This is a genomic window from Pseudomonas sp. C5pp (assembly GCF_000814065.1).
GTDB lineage: Bacteria > Pseudomonadota > Gammaproteobacteria > Pseudomonadales > Pseudomonadaceae > Aquipseudomonas > Aquipseudomonas asiatica.
In genome coordinates, this window is sequence record NZ_JWLN01000015.1 from 54,529 (window position 1) to 73,209 (window position 18,681).

General features: G+C 65.8%; 14 protein-coding genes. 2 read left to right on the forward strand and 12 right to left on the reverse strand.

Annotation, left to right across the window (positions count from 1 at the left end; all coding sequences use genetic code 11):
- The first annotated feature begins 6 nt into the window (after window positions 1–6).
- Window positions 7–879: an HTH-type transcriptional regulator CatR gene (gene catR / locus RR51_RS14335; protein ID WP_039613888.1), complete on the forward strand. Its 873-nt coding sequence runs from the start codon at window positions 7–9 to the stop codon at window positions 877–879.
- Window positions 880–1,080: 201 nt separating this feature from the next.
- Window positions 1,081–2,415: a D-serine ammonia-lyase gene (locus RR51_RS14340; protein ID WP_039613889.1), complete on the forward strand. Its 1,335-nt coding sequence runs from the start codon at window positions 1,081–1,083 to the stop codon at window positions 2,413–2,415.
- Window positions 2,416–2,576: 161 nt separating this feature from the next.
- Here RR51_RS14340 and RR51_RS14345 read toward each other — a convergent pair whose 3' ends face one another.
- The 12 genes from RR51_RS14345 to RR51_RS14400 all read right to left on the reverse strand — a co-directional run bounded on the left by RR51_RS14345 (window position 2,577) and on the right by RR51_RS14400 (window position 18,566).
- A complete protein-coding gene (locus tag RR51_RS14345) occupies window positions 2,577–3,467 on the reverse strand; it encodes a helix-turn-helix domain-containing protein (protein ID WP_039613890.1) in 891 nt (296 codons plus the stop codon).
- The gene (locus RR51_RS14350; protein WP_039613891.1) at window positions 3,464–4,876 is read right to left on the reverse strand and encodes an aminotransferase; all 1,413 of its coding nucleotides are present in this window, start codon (window positions 4,874–4,876) and stop codon (window positions 3,464–3,466) included. Before RR51_RS14350 ends, RR51_RS14345 begins: the two co-directional genes overlap by 4 nt.
- 34 nt (window positions 4,877–4,910) lie before the next feature.
- On the reverse strand, window positions 4,911–6,014 hold the full coding sequence (locus RR51_RS14355; RefSeq protein WP_039613892.1) for a polyamine ABC transporter substrate-binding protein: 1,104 nt from the start codon (window positions 6,012–6,014) through the stop codon (window positions 4,911–4,913).
- A 438-nt stretch (window positions 6,015–6,452) separates the two neighbouring features.
- Entirely contained in the window at window positions 6,453–7,154 is a 702-nt protein-coding gene (locus RR51_RS14360; protein WP_039613933.1) for an NAD(P)H-dependent oxidoreductase, read from the reverse strand.
- A 43-nt stretch (window positions 7,155–7,197) separates the two neighbouring features.
- Window positions 7,198–8,613, reverse strand: a complete 1,416-nt coding sequence (locus RR51_RS14365) for an aldehyde dehydrogenase family protein (RefSeq protein WP_039613893.1) — start codon at window positions 8,611–8,613, stop codon at window positions 7,198–7,200.
- Entirely contained in the window at window positions 8,606–9,796 is a 1,191-nt protein-coding gene (locus tag RR51_RS14370; protein ID WP_013973075.1) for a pyridoxal phosphate-dependent aminotransferase, read from the reverse strand. Before RR51_RS14370 ends, RR51_RS14365 begins: the two co-directional genes overlap by 8 nt.
- A 23-nt stretch (window positions 9,797–9,819) precedes the next feature.
- Complete coding sequence (gene alr / locus RR51_RS14375) at window positions 9,820–11,049, reverse strand: alanine racemase (RefSeq protein ID WP_039613894.1); 1,230 nt, start codon at window positions 11,047–11,049, stop codon at window positions 9,820–9,822.
- Between the two features lie 34 nt (window positions 11,050–11,083).
- Window positions 11,084–12,691 (reverse strand): 5-guanidino-2-oxopentanoate decarboxylase, encoded by a 1,608-nt coding sequence (locus RR51_RS14380; RefSeq protein ID WP_039613895.1) that lies wholly within the window; start codon window positions 12,689–12,691, stop codon window positions 11,084–11,086.
- Window positions 12,684–14,801, reverse strand: coding sequence for an acetate--CoA ligase family protein (locus RR51_RS14385; protein ID WP_039613896.1), 2,118 nt, complete (start codon window positions 14,799–14,801; stop codon window positions 12,684–12,686). The genes RR51_RS14380 and RR51_RS14385 overlap by 8 nt, the downstream gene beginning before the upstream one ends.
- Before the next feature lie 17 nt (window positions 14,802–14,818).
- Window positions 14,819–15,979, reverse strand: coding sequence for an acyl-CoA dehydrogenase family protein (locus RR51_RS14390; RefSeq protein ID WP_039613897.1), 1,161 nt, complete (start codon window positions 15,977–15,979; stop codon window positions 14,819–14,821).
- A gap of 33 nt (window positions 15,980–16,012) precedes the next feature.
- Window positions 16,013–16,804, reverse strand: a complete 792-nt coding sequence (locus RR51_RS14395; protein WP_039613898.1) for an enoyl-CoA hydratase/isomerase family protein — start codon at window positions 16,802–16,804, stop codon at window positions 16,013–16,015.
- Between the two features lie 355 nt (window positions 16,805–17,159).
- Complete coding sequence (locus RR51_RS14400) at window positions 17,160–18,566, reverse strand: amino acid permease (RefSeq protein ID WP_039613899.1); 1,407 nt, start codon at window positions 18,564–18,566, stop codon at window positions 17,160–17,162.
- Window positions 18,567–18,681: the final 115 nt, after the last annotated feature.

Genomic DNA, 18,681 nt, shown 5'->3' on the forward strand with positions numbered 1-18,681 from the left:
GGTCTGATGGAGCTGCGCCACTTGCGTTACTTCAAGGTCCTGGCCGAAACCCTGAACTTCACTCGCGCCGCCGAGCTGCTGCACATTGCCCAGCCGCCGCTGAGCCGGCAGATCAGCCAACTCGAGGACCAGCTCGGTACCTTGCTGGTAGTGCGCGAGCGCCCGCTGCGGCTGACAGAGGCGGGTCGCTTCTTCTACGAACAGAGCTGCACCGTGCTGCAGCAGTTGCAGAACATCAGCGACAACACCCGTCGCATTGGCCAGGGCCAGCGCCAGTGGCTGGGGATCGGCTTCGCCCCGTCGACCCTGTACAAGGTGCTGCCGGAGCTGATCCGCGAGCTGCGCCAGGACAGCGAGCTGGAACTGGGCCTCAACGAGATGACCACGCTGCAGCAGGTGGAGGCGCTGAAAAGCGGGCGCATCGACATCGCCTTCGGGCGCATTCGCATCGATGACCCGGCGATTCACCAACAAGTGCTGTGCGAGGACCCGCTGGTGGCGGTATTGCCCAAGGATCACCCGCTGGCGAGCAGCCCGCTTACACTTGCCCAGCTGGCTGGCGAGGCGTTCATCCTCTACCCGGCCAACCCGCGGCCCAGCTATGCCGACCATGTGCTGGCACTGTTCGCCCACCACGGCATGAGCATCCGCGTCAGCCAATGGGCCAACGAACTGCAGACCGCCATCGGTCTGGTGGCCGTCGGCGTGGGCGTGACCCTGGTGCCGGCGTCGGTGCAACAGCAGCACCGCACCGATATCGAGTATGTAAGCCTGCTCGACAGCGGCGCCGTCAGCCCGATCATCCTCAGCCGACGCAAGGGCGATGTGAGCCCGATCGTGCAGCGCTGCCTGACATTGATTGCACAACAGGCCGAATGAGGGCGCGCTCCTGGAATCAACGGTCTGGCTAAACACCTGGCCCCTGTGGGAGCGGGTTCACCCGCGAACACGGGCGAAGCCCGTGCCATGCACCGAGTTGAATTCTTCGCGGGTAAACCCGCTCCCACAGGGTCCGCGTCTGTCTGTAGGCGCACTTTTGTGTCACACACCGGCCATCACCAACCAACAGGAATACCCAGCATGATTCACGGCAAGACACTGCAAGCATGGTGCAGCTCCCACCCCCTGATCGAAGACCTGGTGGCCCTGCGCGAAACCCGTTGGTTCAACCCGCACATTGCCTCGGCCGCCCAGGCCCTGGCCGACGTCGGTTTGAGCGCCGCCGATGTCAGTGCTGCTAGTGCCCGCCTGGCACGCTTTGCCCCCTACCTGGCCAGCGTGTTCCCGGATACCGCCGCCACCGGCGGCATCATCGAGTCGCCACTGCGCCCGCTGCCCAAACTGCATGCCACCTTGCTGCAGGCAGCGGGCCTGCCTGCCAGCGGTTCACTTTGGCTCAAGGCCGACAGCGAGCTGCCGATCTCTGGCTCGATCAAGGCCCGCGGCGGTATTCATGAAGTGCTCAAGCATGCCGAAGACCTTGCCCTGGCAGCCGGCCTGATCAGCCTCGACAGCGATTACCGGGAACTGGCCAGCGACCAGGCCCGGCAATTCTTCAGCCAGTACAAGGTTGCGGTCGGCTCGACCGGCAACCTCGGCCTGTCGATCGGCATCATGAGCGCCAGGCTTGGCTTCCAGGCCACCGTGCACATGTCGGCCGATGCCCGCCAGTGGAAGAAGGACAAGCTGCGCGCCCATGGCGTGAAGGTGGTCGAGTACGAAAGCGACTACAGCGTGGCGGTGGAGCAAGGGCGCCAGCAGGCGGCGACGGACCCGGGCTGCTACTTCGTCGACGACGAGAACTCGCCACACCTGTTCCTCGGCTATGCCGTGGCGGCCGAGCGGCTGGCCGCCCAGTTCGAAGCCGCGGGCATCAAGGTAGATGCCGAGCACCCCTTGTTCGTCTACCTGCCCTGCGGGGTCGGCGGTGGCCCCGGTGGCGTGGCGTTCGGCCTGAAGCTGATCTGGGGCGACCATGCGCACTGCATCTTCGCCGAGCCCACCCACTCGCCCTGCATGTTCCTGGGGGTGTACAGCGGTTTGCATGACGCCACCAGCGTGCAGGATTTCGGCATCGACAACCTGACCGCCGCCGACGGCCTGGCGGTGGGCCGCCCTTCCGGCTTTGTCGGCAAGGCGATGCAGCGTTTGCTCGATGGTTATTACACGGTCAGCGATGAGGCGCTGTACCGGCTATTGGTGCTGGCCCATGACCAGGAGAATGCGCGGCTGGAGCCTTCGGCGCTGGCGGGGATGCCGGGCATGGTCAGGGTGCTTGAAGCGCCTGAGTACCTGGCGCGCATGGGCCTGTCGGCCGGGCGCATGCAAAGGGCCACGCATTTGGTCTGGGGGACCGGTGGCAGCATGGTGCCGGAGGCGGAGTTTGCGGCCTATCTGGCTAAAGGCAGGGGCTGAGAGGTATTGGGAGGCAGCGCTATACCTGTGGGAGCGGGTTCACCCGCGAACACGGGCGAAGCCCGTGCCATCCACCGCGGTGTCTGCTTCGCGGGTGAACCCGCTCCCACAGGGATCGCGCCAGCTTTCAAATAGTGAGCAAGGCAGTTGCTCCTTTGCTGCTAGACCGCCAGGCGATCACCGCGCAGCCAGTCGATAAACCGCGCAAACAACTCCGACTGCGAGTTGATCTCCAGCTTCAGGTACAGGTTCTTGCGGTGCATGCGCACGGTTTCCGGCGAGATGCCCAGCTCCAGCGCGGTGGACTTCACCGAATGCCCACGCAAGATCATGTGCGCCACCTCCCGCTCACGGTCGGTCAGCACCTGGCAGCCGAAACTGTCGAACGCCGCCTGCAGGCTGCCACGCTCCGCCGAAGCGGGGCCGGGCTCCAGATGGTGCCGGGCGTAGCGCCCCAGCAGCTCGCGTACCATCGGCTCCAGCGCACGCAGCAGGTCGATCTGCCCCGTACTCAGCCGTGTGCCGCTGCAGCCCTGGAACAGGCTCAGCGACAACTTGCGGCCAGCGCTGAGGTCGACGATGTAGTAGCTGTCTTCACTGCAACCGGTACCCAGGTAGTAGGCCTTGTAGTAGTCGCTGTCGAAGAAGTTGTCCGGGGCGATGTCCTGCAGGTGGTAGAAGCCCTCGGCCAGGCCGCTCTGCACGGCCAGGCAGAACGGGTCGAGCAGGTAGCCGGCAGTGAAGTAGCGCTCCAGCACGGCGGTGCGGTGCAGGTCGGGGATGCCTTGCTGGTACAGCAATTGCGGTGCCCGCCCCTGGCACTCGAGGCTGATCATCATCGATTCCACCTGCACCAGCTGGCCGATGGCGGCTGCCACATGCGCCAGCGCCTCGGGCGTTTCGCTGTGGGCCAGTGCGCGCTGCAGCGCCGCATGCCATTGCTGCAGCGCGCCCAGTGAAAGGGTAAGCGGAGTGTCGGGAGAGGCCTGGGTCATGCCCGGCAGTCTAGCCTGCCAGGCACGCCCGCGCACAGCCCTTTGCGCCAGGTTCATCGGCCCTGGTACAGGCCAAGCGCCGTGAGTTCGTGCGCGGTTTCGATGATGCACTGGCGCAGGGCTTCGACGATCTCGTCCACTTGCGCATGGGTAATGATCAACGGCGGCGACATCACGTTCAGGTGCATGATCGGCCGCACCAGCAGCCCTTTGGCCTGGGCCTTGCTGTGGATGCGTTCGCCGATGTTCACCTCGTCGGCGAACAAGGCCTTGCTGGCCTTGTCGGCAACGAACTCGACACAGGCCATCAGCTTCATGCAGCGCACATCCCCCACCAGCGGCAGCTCGCGCAGGCTTTGCAGGCGCTGCTCCAGATAGCCGCCAACGTCCTTGACGTGCTCCAGCAAATGCTCGCGTTCGATGATCTCGATGTTCTTCAGCGCCGCGGTGCAGCACACCGGGTGGCCACTGTAGGTGAAGCCGTGGGTGAAGCAGCGGCCCTTGCCCGGCTCGGCGATCACCTGCCAGATGCGCTCGGAGAAGATGCACGCCCCCAGCGGCAGGTAGGCCGAGGTCAGGCCCTTGGCGGTAGTGATGATGTCGGGGGTTACGCCGAACAGTTCCTCGCTGGCGAAGAAGGTGCCCAGGCGCCCGAACGAGGTCACCACTTCGTCGGCGACGAACAGGATGTCGTAGGTCTGGCACAGCTGCCACATGCGCTGGAAGTAGCCCGTGGGCGGAATGATCACCCCGCCCGAGCCCATGATCGGCTCGGCGAAGAACGCCGCCACGTTGTCGGCCCCCAGCGAAAGGATCTTGTCCTCGAACTCGGCCACCAGGAAGTCGAGGAACTCGGCCTCGTCCATGTCGTGCGGGGCGCGATACGGGTTGGGGTTGGACACGTGGTGGATCAGGTCGTGGTGATAATCGAACTCCGGCACCCGGTCAGCGGCCTTGTTGCCAATCGACATGGTCAGCGTGGTGGAGCCGTGGTAGGCGTTGTAGCGGGCGATGATGTGCTTCTTGTGCGGCTTGCCACGGCAGTTCTGGTAGTACTGGATCAGCCGGTAGGCAGTGTCGACCGCGGTCGAGCCGCCGGTGGTGAGGAACACATGGTTCAGGTCACCCGGCGCCAGCTGCGCAAGCTTCTGGCACAGCTCGATGGCCACATCGTTGGCCATGTCGGAGAACGGGTTGGAATAGGCCAGCTGGCGTACCTGGTCGGCGATGGCCAGGGCCATTTCCTCGCGGCCCAGGCCAATGTTGGTGCACCACATGCCGCCGACGGCATCGAGGAAGCGGTTGCCATGGGTATCGCGGATGTAGGCGCCCTCGCCGGCAACGATGTTCAGCGCGCCCTGCTCGCGGTGCTCGTCGAACACGTGGTAGCCGTGCATGTAGTGGGCCTTGTCGGCTTCCACCAGCGGATCGTGGGCAATGGCGAATGCTTTGCTTGGGGTGGCCATGGGCAGCTCCTTGGCAGTGATCGTTGGGCAGTGTTCAGAAACCGGTCTTGACCGTGCTCCAGACCCGGGTGATGGCGCGCATGTCCTTCGGGCTCTGGGTTTTCTGCGCGAACAGGCGCTCGCGGGTTTGCGCGTCGGGGTAGATGGCCGGGTCCTGGCGGATCTCGTCGCGCACCAGCGCCGTGGCGGCGGCGTTGCTGTTGGCGTAGTGGATGTAGTCGGTGACCTTGGCCATGGTCTGCGGCTGCAGCAGGAACTCGATGAAGCGGTGGGCGTTGGCCGCGTGCGGCGCATCCTTGGGGATGTACAGGTTGTCGAACCAGATCAGCGAGCCTTCCTGGGGGATGAAGAACGACAGCTTGATGTCCTTCTTCGCTTCCACCGCGCGGGCCTGGGCGGTGGCGTAGTCGCCGGACCAGGTCAGGGCCAGGCAGACATCGCCGTTGGGCAGGCTGGTGAGGTAGTTGACCGAATCGAACTTGCGAATGTAGGGGCGAATGCCCAACAGCAGTTGTTCGGCCGCCTTGAGGTCGGCCGGTGATGCGCTGCGTGGGTCCTTGCCCAGGTATTGCAGGGCCAGCGGGATGACTTCGGTCGGCGCGTCCATCAGGGTGACGCCACAGTCGGCGAAGCGCGAGACGATCCTGGGGTCGAACAGCATGGCCAGCGAGCCGATGGGGGCATCGGGCATGCGCGCGGTGATCTTGTCGACGTTGTAGGTTACCCCCGAGCTGCCCCAAGTGTAGGGCGCCGAGTATTTCAGGCCGGGGTCGTAGCCTTGCAGGTTGTTCACCACCTGCTGGTCGAGGTTGTGCCAACTGGGCAGTTGCCGCTTGTCCAGCGCCTGGAACACCCCGGCGTTGATCAGCGGGGGAACCAGGGACGCGTTGAGCATGACCAGGTCGTAGCCGGAGCGGCCGGTGAGCAGTTTGGTCTGCACCGTTTCGTAGCCGTCGAAGGTGTCGTAGATGACCTTGATGCCGGTGGCCTTCTCGAAATCGGCCAGGGTGGTTTCGCCGATATAGTCGGTCCAGTTGTACAACCGCAACGTGTTACCGCTGTCCACCTCTTCTGCCTGGACCAGGCTGGCGCCAGACGCCAGCAGCAGACCGCCAATCACCTTCAGTACCTTGCGCATGGCAACTCCATCGTGTGAGTGCTCGGGATCGAGCCGATGGGGGCACTATCGAGGGATTTGCCGAAGGGGGACATACCCCGAATGTGTGGGTGGTCGCTTTTTTTGCCGGTGAGTTTTGTATGAAGGCCACAGGCCCAATCGCCGGCAAGCCAGCTCCCACAGGTCCTCCACAGTCCGGAAGCCCTGTGATTTCCCTGTGGGAGATTGCCCAGCCCTTTGGGCTGCGCTGTCGCGCAGAGAACCAATGTCGCTCGTCTGACGCGTCCTTTGTAGGAGCAGCCTTGTGCTGCGAAGAGGCCGGTAGCAAGCAACAGATAGGCTTTGTCAGTACCGGCCTCTTCGCAGCACAAGGCTGCTCCTACAGAACCTCGCCGAACCAATGAGTCATGTGTTGTTCTATGAGAGCTGGCTTGCCGGCGATTGGGCCAGAACAGTCAATCACGCCAGCGGGTAAAGCGCCTCATCAAACTGCTCCAGGCGCGGGAACACCAGTGGCTGGTCGTCCGAGAGCTGCTCCAGGCGCTGCCGGTACTGCTGCAAGAACGCCTGCCGCGCCTCGTCACTGATGTACGGCACATGCCAGGCCACGAACGGCGGCAGCACCTCGAAACCCACGTAGGCCAGTGTGCCGCGCAAGATCGGCCGCAGCATGTCCTCCAGCGGCCCATGAATCGCCCCGTCGCCAAACATGTGCTCGCGCCCGCCCAGGGTCACGGTCACCAGCGCTTTCTTGCCCGCCAAACCGCCCTGGTCGTAGAAGCGCTTGCCGCCATAGCACACCCCCGACACCAGCACGCGGTCGATCCAGCCCTTGAGCATGGCCGGCGCCGAGAACCAGAAGATCGGGAAGTTCAGCACCAGCAAGTCGGCCCACAGCAGCTTGTCCAGCTCCTGCCGGATATCCGCGGCAATGGCGCCACGCTTGACCCCTTGGCGCTGCTCCAGGGCATACACCAGGTACTCGGGGTTCTCGCGCTGGGTGAAATCATCAGCACTGGCCACCGGGTTCCAGCCCATGGCGTACAGGTCGCTGACCTGCACCTGGTGGCCCTGGGCGCGGAAGGTTTCCACGGCCTGGTCACGCAGGGCAGCGGTGAACGATTGCGGCTCGGGGTGAGCGTGGACGATCAGTACATTCACAAACATTCTCCTCACACAAAACAGGTTGTCTTCCAGCTGTGGCTCAGCACTGCACCGCTTTCACCTCGACGAACTCCGCCAGGCCCTCCTCACCCCACTCACGCCCGTTGCCCGACTGCTTGTAGCCACCGAACGGTGCCTGGTAGTTGAACCCGCCACCGTTGATGAAGCACTGCCCGGCGCGTATCTGCCGCGCCAGGGCCAGGCCGTGCTCGCGGCTGCCGGCCCACACCGCGCTGGACAGGCCGAACGGCGAATCGTTGGCCAGGGCCAGCGCCTGGGCCTCGTCGGCATAGGGGATCAGGCACAGCACCGGGCCGAAGATTTCCTCCTGGGCGATGCGCATGCGGTTGTCGACATCGGCGAACAAGGTCGGCGCCACGTAGAACCCGCGCTCGAAGCCGGCTGGCGTATCACCGCCGCACAGCAGGCGCGCGCCCTCTTCCTGGCCCAGGCGAATGTAGTCGAGCACGGTGCGCCGCTGGCCTGCCGAACACATCGGCCCGAGGAAGCTGGCCGGGTCACGCGGGTCGCCCATGACCAGCGCCCGGGTCTCGGCCTCGGCAATCTCCAGCGCCTCGGCGTAGCGGCTGGCCGGCAGCAGCATGCGGGTCAGGGCCGTGCAGGTCTGCCCCGAGTTGATCATCACGTCCTGCACGCCATGGCGCACCGCCGCGTGCAGGTCGGCGTCGGCGGTGATCAGCAGCGGCGACTTGCCGCCCAGCTCCAGGCACACCCGCTTCACCGTCGGCGCGGCCGCCTGGGCCACGCGCACCCCGGCGCCGGTGGAGCCGGTGAACGACACCATGTCCACCTGCGGGTGCCGGGCCAAGGCCTCGCCAACCTTGGCCCCCGGCCCGCTGACCAGGTTGAACACCCCGGCCGGCAGGCCGATGGCCTCGATCATCTCGGCCAGCAGGAACGCATGCAGCGGTGTTTCCTGGCTGGGCTTGACCACCACCGTGCAGCCGGCGGCCAGGGCCGGCGCCAGCTTGCCGATCATCTGGTGCAGCGGGTAGTTCCACGGGTTGATGAACGCGCACACGCCAACGGCTTCGCGGTACACCAGCGAGTTGCCGACTTCGCGCACCTCATCCATCAGCCCGGCCAGTTCGGCGTACTGCTCCAGCCCGGCAATCGGGCCCTCCACCTGTACCGCCTGGCACCACTGCACCGGCATGCCCAACTCGTCGGTGATGACCGAGGCCATTTCCGCCGCACGGCTCTTCAGCTGTGCGGCCAGCGCCCTTATGAACCCGCCACGTACGCTGGACGGCGTGCGCGACCAGCCATCGAAGGCCCGCCGCGCGGCCATGACCGCCAGTTCGACATCGGCCTCGGCGCCCAGCGGCACCCGACCGATGGCCTGTTCGGTGGCCGGGTCGATCACCTCGGCCATGCCCTGCCCGCTCGGTACCTGCCAGGCGCCGTCGATGTACAGCCGCGCATACTCACGCATGGCCGTAGTCCCGTTTCAGTTCGTCGGCACAGTAGGCGATGCGTCGGCAGGCATCGATCAGCGCCGCATTGCCCAGCACCAGGCCCAGGCGGATATGCCCGGCAGCGCTGGGACCGAACGCTTCGCCGGCAAGCACTGACACGCCCTGGCTGTCCAACAGGTAGTCGGCAAAGGTCTGGGCAGATACGCCGGTCTCGCGGATATCGACCATCACGAACATGCCACCATCGGGCTTGAGCACCTTGATGCCCGGGCAGTCGGCCAACTGCTCGCACACCAGGTCGCGACGCTGGCGATAGGCTTCGCGCATAACATCCAGTTCCGGCAGTTGCTGCTCCAGTGCCACCACGGCGGCGTCCTGGATGAAGTCCGGCGAACCGTACAGCATGCACAGGGCGAGGTTTTCCAGATGGGTAGCAAGTTCGGTCGAACCGACCACCCAGCCCACCCGCCAACCGGTCATGGCATGCGACTTCGACAGGCTGTTGAGGGTGGCGGTGCGCTCGGCCATGCCCGGCAGGCTGCCAGGGCTGACATGCTCGCCGTCGTACAACAGCTCGCTGTACACCTCGTCAGAGATCAACCACAGATCGTGGGCGATGCACAGCTCGGCCAGCGCCTCCCAGGTGGCGCGCGGCAGGCTCGCCCCCGAAGGGTTGTGCGGGCTGTTCAGGGCCAGGGCGCGGGTGCGCGGGGTGATGCGCGCGGCCACGTCACGCGGGCACACGCGAAAGCCGTTCTCCGGCTTGACCGGCACCGGTACCACCTTGGCGCCACAAGCCCCGAACACTGCCTCGTAGGTCACGTACATGGGCTCGGCGACAATTACCTCGTCACCCGGGTCGAGCACGCACTGGGCCACGCAGTACAGCGCGCACTGGGCCCCCGCCAGCACCGTCACCTGGTCGGCGTCGACGGCCTGGCCGCTGCGCTGGCGGTGGCGGTTGGCGATGGCCTGGCGCAGCGCCAGCTTGCCGCGCACATCGGCGTAATGGGTGTGGCCCGAACGCAGGCTGTCGATGGCCGCCTCGACGATCGGCGCGGGGGTGTCGAAGTCCGGGTCACCCACCGAAAGCAGCAGGATATCCCTACCCTCGGCCTGCAGCGCCAGGGCGCGATAGTGGATGTCCCAGGCCGCAGCCCCGTCGCCGGCGATGTGTTGAGTGAGCTTGGCGTAGCGCATGGCAATCTCCCTTCATTGGCAGTTCAGTCGACGAGAATCTTCGGGTTGGAACTGCCCCATACGGTGTAGAGGTCGGCGAGCAACGCGCCGTTGATTTCTTCTATCTCGGCCTGGGTGATCTCCCCCCCGGCCTGTTTGCCGAACAGCACCACTTCGTTGCCCCCCTTCACATCGGGGAAGTCGGTGACATCGACCATCAAGGTGTTCATCGACACCTTGCCCACCACTGGCACTCGGTGGCCGTTGATCAGCACATGGCCCTTGTTGGTGAACACCCGGCGGTAGCCATCGGAGTAACCCACGGTGATGTTGGCCAGGCGCGAATCACGCGCCAGGGTGAAGGTGCGGTCGTAGCCAACGGTGTTGCCTGCCGGGTAGCTGTGCACCGCCGCCACGTGCGACTTGAACTGCATGACACGTTGGTATTCGGTGCGCGTCGGCACGGTGTCGCCGAACAGCGCGCCACCGGTACGCACCATGTCCAGGTGCGCTTCCGGCACTTCCAGCGTAGCGAAGGAGTTGGCGGCATGCAGGGTGAGCTTGCTGCGATCAAGTTTCGCGTGCTTGATCAGCCAGTCGGTCTGTTCGTTGAACGCTGCCAGGCCTTTGCGCACATCGTCCTTGTCTTCCACGGCGAAGTGAGTCATCAGCGCGACCAGCTGGAGGTGCTTCTGGTCAGTGATCTGCAGCGCTTCACCCCGGCCGGACCAGGTGGTCATTTCCACGCCGTTGCGGCTCATGCCGCTGGAATTGAGCGCCATGTGAATGCGCAGGGTCTTGCCGTGGCGTTCGGCGATGGCATCGAGCTGGCGGGCGAACTCGGCGCTGCCAACCAGCTCTTCCATGTCGTACTGCAAGGCATCTTCCACTTCGCCGAGGCTGGCCAGGCGTACCCGCACCAGTTGCCCGGTGAAGCCGCTGGCGCGGACCACGCGTGCCTCCTCGTTGCTGGCCACCGCCACGCAGGGCACGCCCTGGGCGATGATCGATGGCATCACCAGGCCGATACCGTGGCCATAGGCGTCGGCCTTGAGCACGGCGCACAGCTTGGACTTGCCGCCCAGCTCGGCCTGCAAGGTACGGATGTTGTGTTGCAGTGCGCCGGCACTGATTTCGACCCAGGCGTTGCTGTTCTGCGCGGTCAGGGCGGCGGTGCCGTTGTCCATCGACAGGGGCGGTGCGGCGTACAGCGGGGCCTGGCCAGTGATCAGCAGAGCGAGGGATGCAGCCAGGAGGGTACGGCTAAATTGCATGGTGATTTCTCTTGTTGTTCGTGGTGTCTGCCGCTTAGCAGACGCAGGTGTGTTTGAGTTCGATAAAGGTGACGCCGGGGGTGGCGAAACCGCTGGCCAGATCGGCCTGCAACGCGTCCAGGTCACGCGGCTGGCGCACCGCGCAACCGAAGGCGCGGGCCAGGCCGACGAAGTCCGGGTTGCGTGGCAGTACGCCGACCGGCTCGATGTCCAGGCCGAGCATGTCGTCGCGGATCTGGCCGAGGGCGTCATTGTTCCATAACAGCACGACCAGTGGCCGGTCCAGTTCTTCGACTGCCGTGGCCAGCTCCTGGGCGGTGTAGAGGAAGCCGCCGTCGCCCACCAGCACCAGGCCTGGGCGATGGTCGCTGGCGAACATGCCGCCGATGCCGGCCGGCAGGCCATAGCCGAGGGTGCCGTAGCCGGTGGGGTGCAGCCAGCTGCGCGGCGCCCGGCTGGCGAAGGCGTAGTTGCCGGTGTAGGCCAACTGGGTCATGTCGCTGCTGACGAAGGCATCGTCGGGCAGCACGGCGGCAATGCGGTCGAGAATCGCCTGGTGCACCGCCTGCAGTGGCGCATGCCCGCTGCGAATGGCCTGGCGCAGGTTGGCCACGGCTTCGCTGGCCTGGGCCGGGTCACGGTCCAGCGCTGGCAGGTGCTCGAGCAGGCCGGCCAGGGTTTGCCGGGCATCACCGTGCAGAGCTATGGCACAGGGGTAGAAGTCGTTGAACTTGCGCGGGTCGATGTCCACGCGCAGCAGCTCGCCGCTGATCGGCAGGCGCTCGCGCCAGAAATCGGTGTCGGCCATTTCGGTACCCACTGCCAGCACCACGTCGGCCTGGCTTATCAGCTGCCAGCCGGGCTCGACGCACAGGCTGGCGCCGGCATTCAGTGGCGCGTCCGCTGGCAGCAGGCCCTTGCCGGCCACGCTGGTGAACAATGGCGCTGCCAGCCGAGTGCTCAGCTGGCGCAGCTGCTCGGCCGCGTGCAATGCCCCACCACCGGCAATGATCATCGGCCGCTTGGCGGCGGCCAGTTTCATGGCGGCCTGGTCGAGGATGTCGCGGCAAGGCTGGCCGCGCCCGGGGCGGCGCACTACCTCATCGCTCCAGTCACGGTTGACCGGCGCGGCAAGCACGTCCAGCGGCACCGAGATGTGCACCGGGCGCGGCCGTTCGCTGTCGAACACGGCCCATGCGCGGGCGATCAGCTCGGGCAGGTCGTCGCCGTGCAGGGCCACGGCGGAGAACGCTGTAATCGGCGCGGTCATGGCGCGCTGGTCCTGGGTTTCGTGCAGGCAGCCCCAGCCCTTGCCCAGGCTGGCAGTGTGGTTGACGCTGGAAATCACCAGCATCGGGATGGAGTCGGCGTAGGCCTGGCCGATGGCGGTGGCGGCATTGGTCACGCCCGGGCCGGTGATGACGAAGCACACCCCCGGTTTGCCGCTTACCCGTGCATAGCCGTCGGCCATGAAGCCGGCGCCCTGCTCGTGGCGGGTCAGCACATGGCGGATGCCGCTGCCCGGCAGGCCGCGGTACAGCTCCAGGGTGTGCACGCCGGGGATGCCGAAAACCGTCTCCACGCCGTAGTTGGCCAACAGGCGCACCAACGCCTGGCCGGCGGTCGGGGTGTGCTTATTCATGTCGTTCTCCTTGCGCCTGGCCGAGGCGGATCAGCGCGTCGACCGCAGTCGTGCCGTGGGCACCGACCATCAATGGGTTCACATCCAGCTCCAGCAGTTGCCCGGCGTTTTCGCAGGCGTAGTCGGCCACCGCGCGGATAGCCGCAACCACTGCGTCGAGGTCGGCGGCCGGGCGGCCACGGAAGCCTTGCAGCAGGCTGGCACTGCGCAGGCCGAGCAGCGCGCTGCGGATGGCATCGTCGGTGGTTGGCAGCAACAGACTGACGCTGTCCTTGAGCAGCTCGACCAGCACGCCACCGGCACCGATCACCAGGGCCAGGGCGAAGTCATGCTCGCGCTTGATGCCGACGATCAGTTCGGCCAGCGGCGGCTCGGCCATCGGTTCGAGCAATACCTGGTCGAACGCTACCTGCGGGGCGTAGGCGGCGATGCGCTGGCGCATCTGCACCAGCGCAACCTCGAGGGCGGCGGCATCGCGCAGGTTCAGCGCCACCGCACCGGCTTCGGTCTTGTGCGGCAGTTGCGCGCTGACCGCCTTCAATACCAGCGGATAGCCGACGCGGGCGGCATCTGCCACAGCGCGCTCGGGTGTGCTCAGCACCCCTGCCGGTACCGGCAGGCCGAAGGCACGCAGGGCTTGCTTGGATTGCCATTCGTCCAGCAGCTGGCCCTCGCCCGCGATGGACTGCGGGCACAGCGGTACCCGCGTGGCCTCACCCTGTTCCAATAGCCGCTGGCGGTTGCGCTGGTAGGCGACGATGCGCCCCCAGGCTGCCAGGCCATCCTCCACGCCCTGCAGGGCGGCGATGCCACGCGCGTGCAAACGCTGGCGCGCGCAGGCGGGCAACAGCTCCGGGAATGCCGAGGTGACGAAGCCGATCTTGCCGTGGCGTTCCAGCGCATCGCAGTACAGCGCCAGCAGCAGGTCGCATTCCTTGCGTTCGCCAGTGAACTCCGCCGGGTAGTCCAGCACCAGCATGGCCGCGTCGGCTGCGCCGCTCAGAGTGCTGTCGAGCATGCGTTGCAGGGCCGCTGCATCACCCCAGATGGCCGTGGTGAAGTCCAGCGGGTTGACCAGGTTGGCATAGGCCGGCAGCACCTCGGCCAACTGCGCCACCTGCCCTTGTGCGAGCTTCGGCAGGACCAGCTGGTTGCGCTCGGCATAGTCGGCGATCAAGCCGGCATCGCCACCCGAGCAGGCCAGGGCGATCAGCTCGCCATTCACCGGCAGGCGCCCACAGGCGGCGGCCTTGAGGGTTTCAACGAAGCTCACCGGGCCACTGACGCGGATCACGCCCAGGCGCTGGAACAGGCTGTCGTACAAGGCATCGGAGCCGGACAGCGAGCTGGTGTGACTGAGCGCCAGTTCGGCGCCGATCTGCGACACGCCAGTCTTCAGCGCAATGATCGGCGTGCCCTGCTGCAATGCCTTGCAGGCAGCACGGGCGAAGCCCGGCACGTTCTTCAGGCCTTCCAGGTGCAGGCCGATGGCGGTTACCCGTGGGTCGTCGAGCAGCACGTCCATCAGCTCGGCCACGCCCAGTTGTGCCTGGTTGCCGACCGAGGCCATGTAGGCCACCGGCAGCGAGCGGTCGCTCATCGACAGGTTGTAGGCGAAGTTGCCACTCTGGGTGAGGATCGCCACGCCCTTCTCCACCTGCTGGCCGCCATGGGCCACCGGCCACAGGGCAGCGCCGTGCAGGTAGTCGAGCAGGCCGTAGCAGTTGGGGCCGAGCAAGGCCATGTTGCCGGCGGCGGAAAGCAGGCGCTGCTGCAGCTGGCGGCCCTCTTCGCCGCTTTCGGCAAAACCCGAGGCATAGCAGATGGCGCCACCGGCGCCGCGTGCGGCCAGCTCGGCAACGCACTGCAGGGTCAGTTCGCGGTTGGTGGCGATGAACACCGCGTCCGGGGCATGGGGCAAGTCGGCCACCCGTGCCACACAGGGAATGCCTTCGAGGCTGTCATGCTGCGGGTTGACCAGCCACAGCTCGCCACCAAAGCCACCTTCGGCGCAGCGCTTCAGCGCCCGGGCCATGCTGCGCCCGCCGACGAAGGCCAGGTGCCGGGGTGCCAGCAGGCGCTTGAGGTTGTCACGAATCGAATGCGACATGGGTGTTCTCCTGGCGCTCAGCGCAGCAGCGGGCGCAGCAGTTCGCGGGCGATGATGTGCCGCTGGATTTCCGAGGTGCCTTCCCAGATGCGCTCGATGCGTGCGTTGCGCCAGATGCGCTCGACCGGCCCTTCATCCATCAGGCCCATGCCACCGAAGATCTGTACGGCTTCGTCGGCAACCTTGCCCAGCACCTCGCTGGCGAACAGCTTGGCCATGCCGGCCTCGCCGTCGGTCATGCTGCCCTGGTCCATCTTCCAGGCGGTGTGCAGGGTGAGCATTTCCGCAGCGCGAATCTGCGTGGCCATGTCGGCGAGCTTGAACGACACGCCCTGGTAGCTGCCAATGGCCTGGCCGAACTGCTTGCGGTCGGCGGCCCATTGCAGCGACAGGTCGAGGGCACGCTGGGCCTGGCCCACGCAGTTGGCGGCGACCATCACCCGGCCGGCGGTGAGCCAGGCGTTGGCCACCTCCCAGCCCTTGCCGACCTCGCCCAGCACCTTGCTGGCCGGCACCCGGCAGTCGTCGAAGAACAGCTCGTAGGTGTGGTAGCCACGGTTGCTCACGCACTTGGGACCACGGCGAATGGTCATGCCCGGCGTGCCACGGTCGACCAGCAAGGCCGTTACCGCATTTCGCTTGCGCCCGTTGTGCTCGTAGGTGTCGGTGACGGCGAAGACGATGGCGAAATCGGCGTGGCCGGCATGGCTGATGAAGTGCTTGCTGCCGTTGATGACGAAGTCGTCACCCTGGCGCACGGCACGGGTCTTGATGGCGTTGGCATCGGAGCCGGCGCCCGGCTCGGTGAGGGCGAAGCAGTCGATCTTCTCGCCCTGCACGCAGGGCAAAAGGTAGTCGTTGATCTGCTCGTCCTTGCAGGCCATGAGGATTTTCGATGGCCGCGCGACGAACACGTGCAGGGCCCAGGACACCTTGGACAGTTCGCGCTCGATAAGCGCCTGGGACAGATAGTCCAGGCCACCGCCGCCGACCTCCTCGGGCATGTTGAAGGCATAGAACCCGGCGGCGATGGCCTTGCCGCGGATCTGCGCAGCCAGCTCGGGCGACACGGCATCGGCGCGGTCCACTGCCTCCTCATGGGGCAGCAGCTCCTTGGCGACAAAACTGCGTACCGCTTCCACCAACATTTCTTGTTCTTGGGTCAGTTGGAAATTCATCTGCGAAGGTCCTGGTGAGGGTCGGTTATCGGGTTACTGGCCGGTAAAACGGGGTGCGCGGCGCTCCACCGAGGCTTGCAGTGCCTCGGCACCGTCCTGGCTGCGGCCGCACAGCAGGCCGGCCTGGCGCTCGGCCTCCAGCTGCTCGGCCAGGGTGCGCCGGGCGCCATCGCGGATCAGCCGCTTGGTCTGCGCGTAGGCGAAGGTGGGGCCGTTGGCCAGGCGCCCGGCCAGCTCGGCGGCCACGGCGGGCAGTTGCTCGTCGGCACAGACTTCGCTGACCAGCCCGGCCGCCAGGGCACGTTCGGCACCCCACAGTTCATCGAGGAACAACAGGCGCTTGGCCTGCTCGCTGCCGATCAGCCGTGGCAGGTGCCAGCTGGCACCGGCATCGGGGCTGTAGCCCATGCTGGTGTAGCCGGCCTTGAAGCGCGCCGAGGCTGCGGCGATGCGCAGGTCGCAGCACAGGCTGAGGTCCATGCCACCGCCCACGGCGGTGCCGTTGATGGCAGCGATGGTGGGCTTGTCGAGGCTGTGCAGGCGCAACATCAGGGCGTGGGCGGTTTCGGTCCAGCCGTAGCTCTCCAGGGTGCCCTGGGCCTCGGCCGCGGCCCATTCGGCCAGGTCGGCACCAGCGCAGAAGCTGCGCCCGCTGCCGGTCAGCACCACCACGCGCACGGCCGGGTCGCTGTTGCAGGTTTCCAGCAGGGCGTGCAGTTGCTTGAGGGTGGGGATGTCCAGCGCATTGCGCTGCTCGGGGCGGTTGAGGGTGATCCAGGCAACGCCGGCTTCGACCTTCAACAGTGACGACGACGGGGTGGTCATGGGGGGCCTCGGTGTTGTTGTGATGGTTTGAGAGGGCTTGATGAGGGAGATACTAAACGAGTGTTCAACAAGGCGGCAATTGGGCGGGGATGGGGCTGTAACAACGCTTGAAAACGATATATATCGTTGTTTTTATTAGCTTTATTTGTTGTATCAAGGTTCAGATAGGAGGTGGTTGTTACAACTTTGTACAACTGACGGATTGCTGGGGGCGCTTTGCGCCCCATCGCGACACAAGGCCGCTCCTACAGGGGAATCGCGCATCGGCCCGGCCTCGCGCGATCTCTTGTAGGAGCGGCCTTGTGTCGCGATGGGCCGCAAAGCGGCCCCGGCAATCTTCAGCCCAACACCCGAATCAAACCCCTGGCACACTCGGCTCGAAGGCCCCCTGCCGACGGCGGTTGACGAAGAAGTACGCCGCGTAGCACAGGGCAATGAAGCCAAAGCCCCAGTACAACGACGGCCGCTGGGTTTCATCCAGCGCCAGGAACACGAACAGCGAGCTGCACAGGGTGATGCACAGCAGCGGCACCAGCGGGTACAGCGGCGCCTTGTACTTCAGGTCCTGCAGTTGCCCACCATCTCGCAGGTAGGCCTTGCGGAAGCGGTATTGCGCCAGGGCGATGACGATCCAGGTCACGGTGCCGGACATGCCACTCACCGCCATCAACACCATGAACAGGGTGTCGGCGGCAATGAAACTGGTCATCAGCGAGATCAGCGCGAAGCACAGGGTGATGCTCAGCGCCCGCAACGGCACGCCACGCTTGCTCAGCGGCGACAGGCTTTTCGGCGCCATGCCGCTCTTGGACATGGCCCAGAGGATGCGCGTGGAGGCGTACAGCCCGGAGTTGCCCACCGAGAGGATGGCGGTGAGGATGACGAAGTTCATCAGGTCGGCGGCAAAGGGAATACCCACCATGTCGAACACCTGCACGAACGGGCTTTCCATCAGCCCGGCCTGCTCGAACGGCACGATGGCCGAGAGCACGGCAATCGCCAGCACGTAGAAGATCAGCACGCGGAACACCACGTTGCGCACGGCCCGCGGGATGCTCTTTTCCGGGTGCTCGGTCTCGCCGGCCGCCACCCCCATGATTTCACAGCCCTGGAAGGCATAGACCACGGTCATCATCACCGCGAACACCGCCGACAGGCCATGGGGGAACAGCGACTCGCCCACCAGGTTGTCCAGCATCGGTGCTGGCGCCCCGCTGCTCAGCGGGATGGCGCCGAAGATCACCAACATGCCGATGATGATGAAGCCGAGGATGGTCGCCACCTTGATCCCCGAGAACCAGTACTCCGCCTCGCCGAAGGCACGGGTGGCCAGGGCGTTGAGGCCGAACAGCACGACCACGAACAGCGCCGACCAATACCAGATCGGCACCTCCGGGAACCAGCGGGTCATCAGCATGCCGGCGGCGGTGAACTCCAGGCCCACGGTGGTGGCCCAGCTCATCCAGTACACCCAGCCGATCATGAAGCCGGTGGCCGGGCCGATGAACTTGGTGGCGTGGGCCTGGAACGAACCGGACACCGGCATCTGCACCGACAGCTCGCCCAGGCAGACCATCACCAGGTACATCAGCAAACCCGCGACCAGGTAGGCCAGGATCGCGCCTATCGGGCCACCCTGGTTGATGGTCACACCCGAGCCCATGAACAGCCCGGTGCCGATCACCCCGCCCAGCGACAGCATGAAGATGTGCCGGCTTTTCAGCGCGCGGGTGAGCTGGATCTTTTCGCGGTTGTCAGTCATGGCGCACCTCGCCTTTGCGGCCGGTGCCAGACCACGCGGGGGTGCCGCACGGTGTGTTGGGAAGGAGGGGCTGAGCGCTACGGCATGTCATTATTCTTGTCTCCAATAAGCCTCA

Excerpts from the sequence above, each read along its gene's own strand:
- catR (WP_039613888.1), top strand. The coding sequence starts at position 7 with ATGGAGCTGCGCCACTTGCGTTACTTCAAGGTCCTGGCCGAAACCCTG.
- RR51_RS14340 (WP_039613889.1), top strand. The coding sequence starts at position 1,081 with ATGATTCACGGCAAGACACTGCAAGCATGGTGCAGCTCCCACCCCCTG.
- RR51_RS14345 (WP_039613890.1), bottom strand. The coding sequence starts at position 3,467 with ATGAACCTGGCGCAAAGGGCTGTGCGCGGGCGTGCCTGGCAGGCTAGA.
- RR51_RS14350 (WP_039613891.1), bottom strand. The coding sequence starts at position 4,876 with ATGGCCACCCCAAGCAAAGCATTCGCCATTGCCCACGATCCGCTGGTG.
- RR51_RS14355 (WP_039613892.1), bottom strand. The coding sequence starts at position 6,014 with ATGCGCAAGGTACTGAAGGTGATTGGCGGTCTGCTGCTGGCGTCTGGC.
- RR51_RS14365 (WP_039613893.1), bottom strand. The coding sequence starts at position 8,613 with ATGCGTGAGTATGCGCGGCTGTACATCGACGGCGCCTGGCAGGTACCG.
- RR51_RS14370 (WP_013973075.1), bottom strand. The coding sequence starts at position 9,796 with ATGCGCTACGCCAAGCTCACTCAACACATCGCCGGCGACGGGGCTGCG.
- alr (WP_039613894.1), bottom strand. The coding sequence starts at position 11,049 with ATGCAATTTAGCCGTACCCTCCTGGCTGCATCCCTCGCTCTGCTGATC.
- RR51_RS14380 (WP_039613895.1), bottom strand. The coding sequence starts at position 12,691 with ATGAATAAGCACACCCCGACCGCCGGCCAGGCGTTGGTGCGCCTGTTG.
- RR51_RS14385 (WP_039613896.1), bottom strand. The coding sequence starts at position 14,801 with ATGTCGCATTCGATTCGTGACAACCTCAAGCGCCTGCTGGCACCCCGG.
- RR51_RS14390 (WP_039613897.1), bottom strand. The coding sequence starts at position 15,979 with ATGAATTTCCAACTGACCCAAGAACAAGAAATGTTGGTGGAAGCGGTA.
- RR51_RS14395 (WP_039613898.1), bottom strand. The coding sequence starts at position 16,804 with ATGACCACCCCGTCGTCGTCACTGTTGAAGGTCGAAGCCGGCGTTGCC.
- RR51_RS14400 (WP_039613899.1), bottom strand. The coding sequence starts at position 18,566 with ATGACTGACAACCGCGAAAAGATCCAGCTCACCCGCGCGCTGAAAAGC.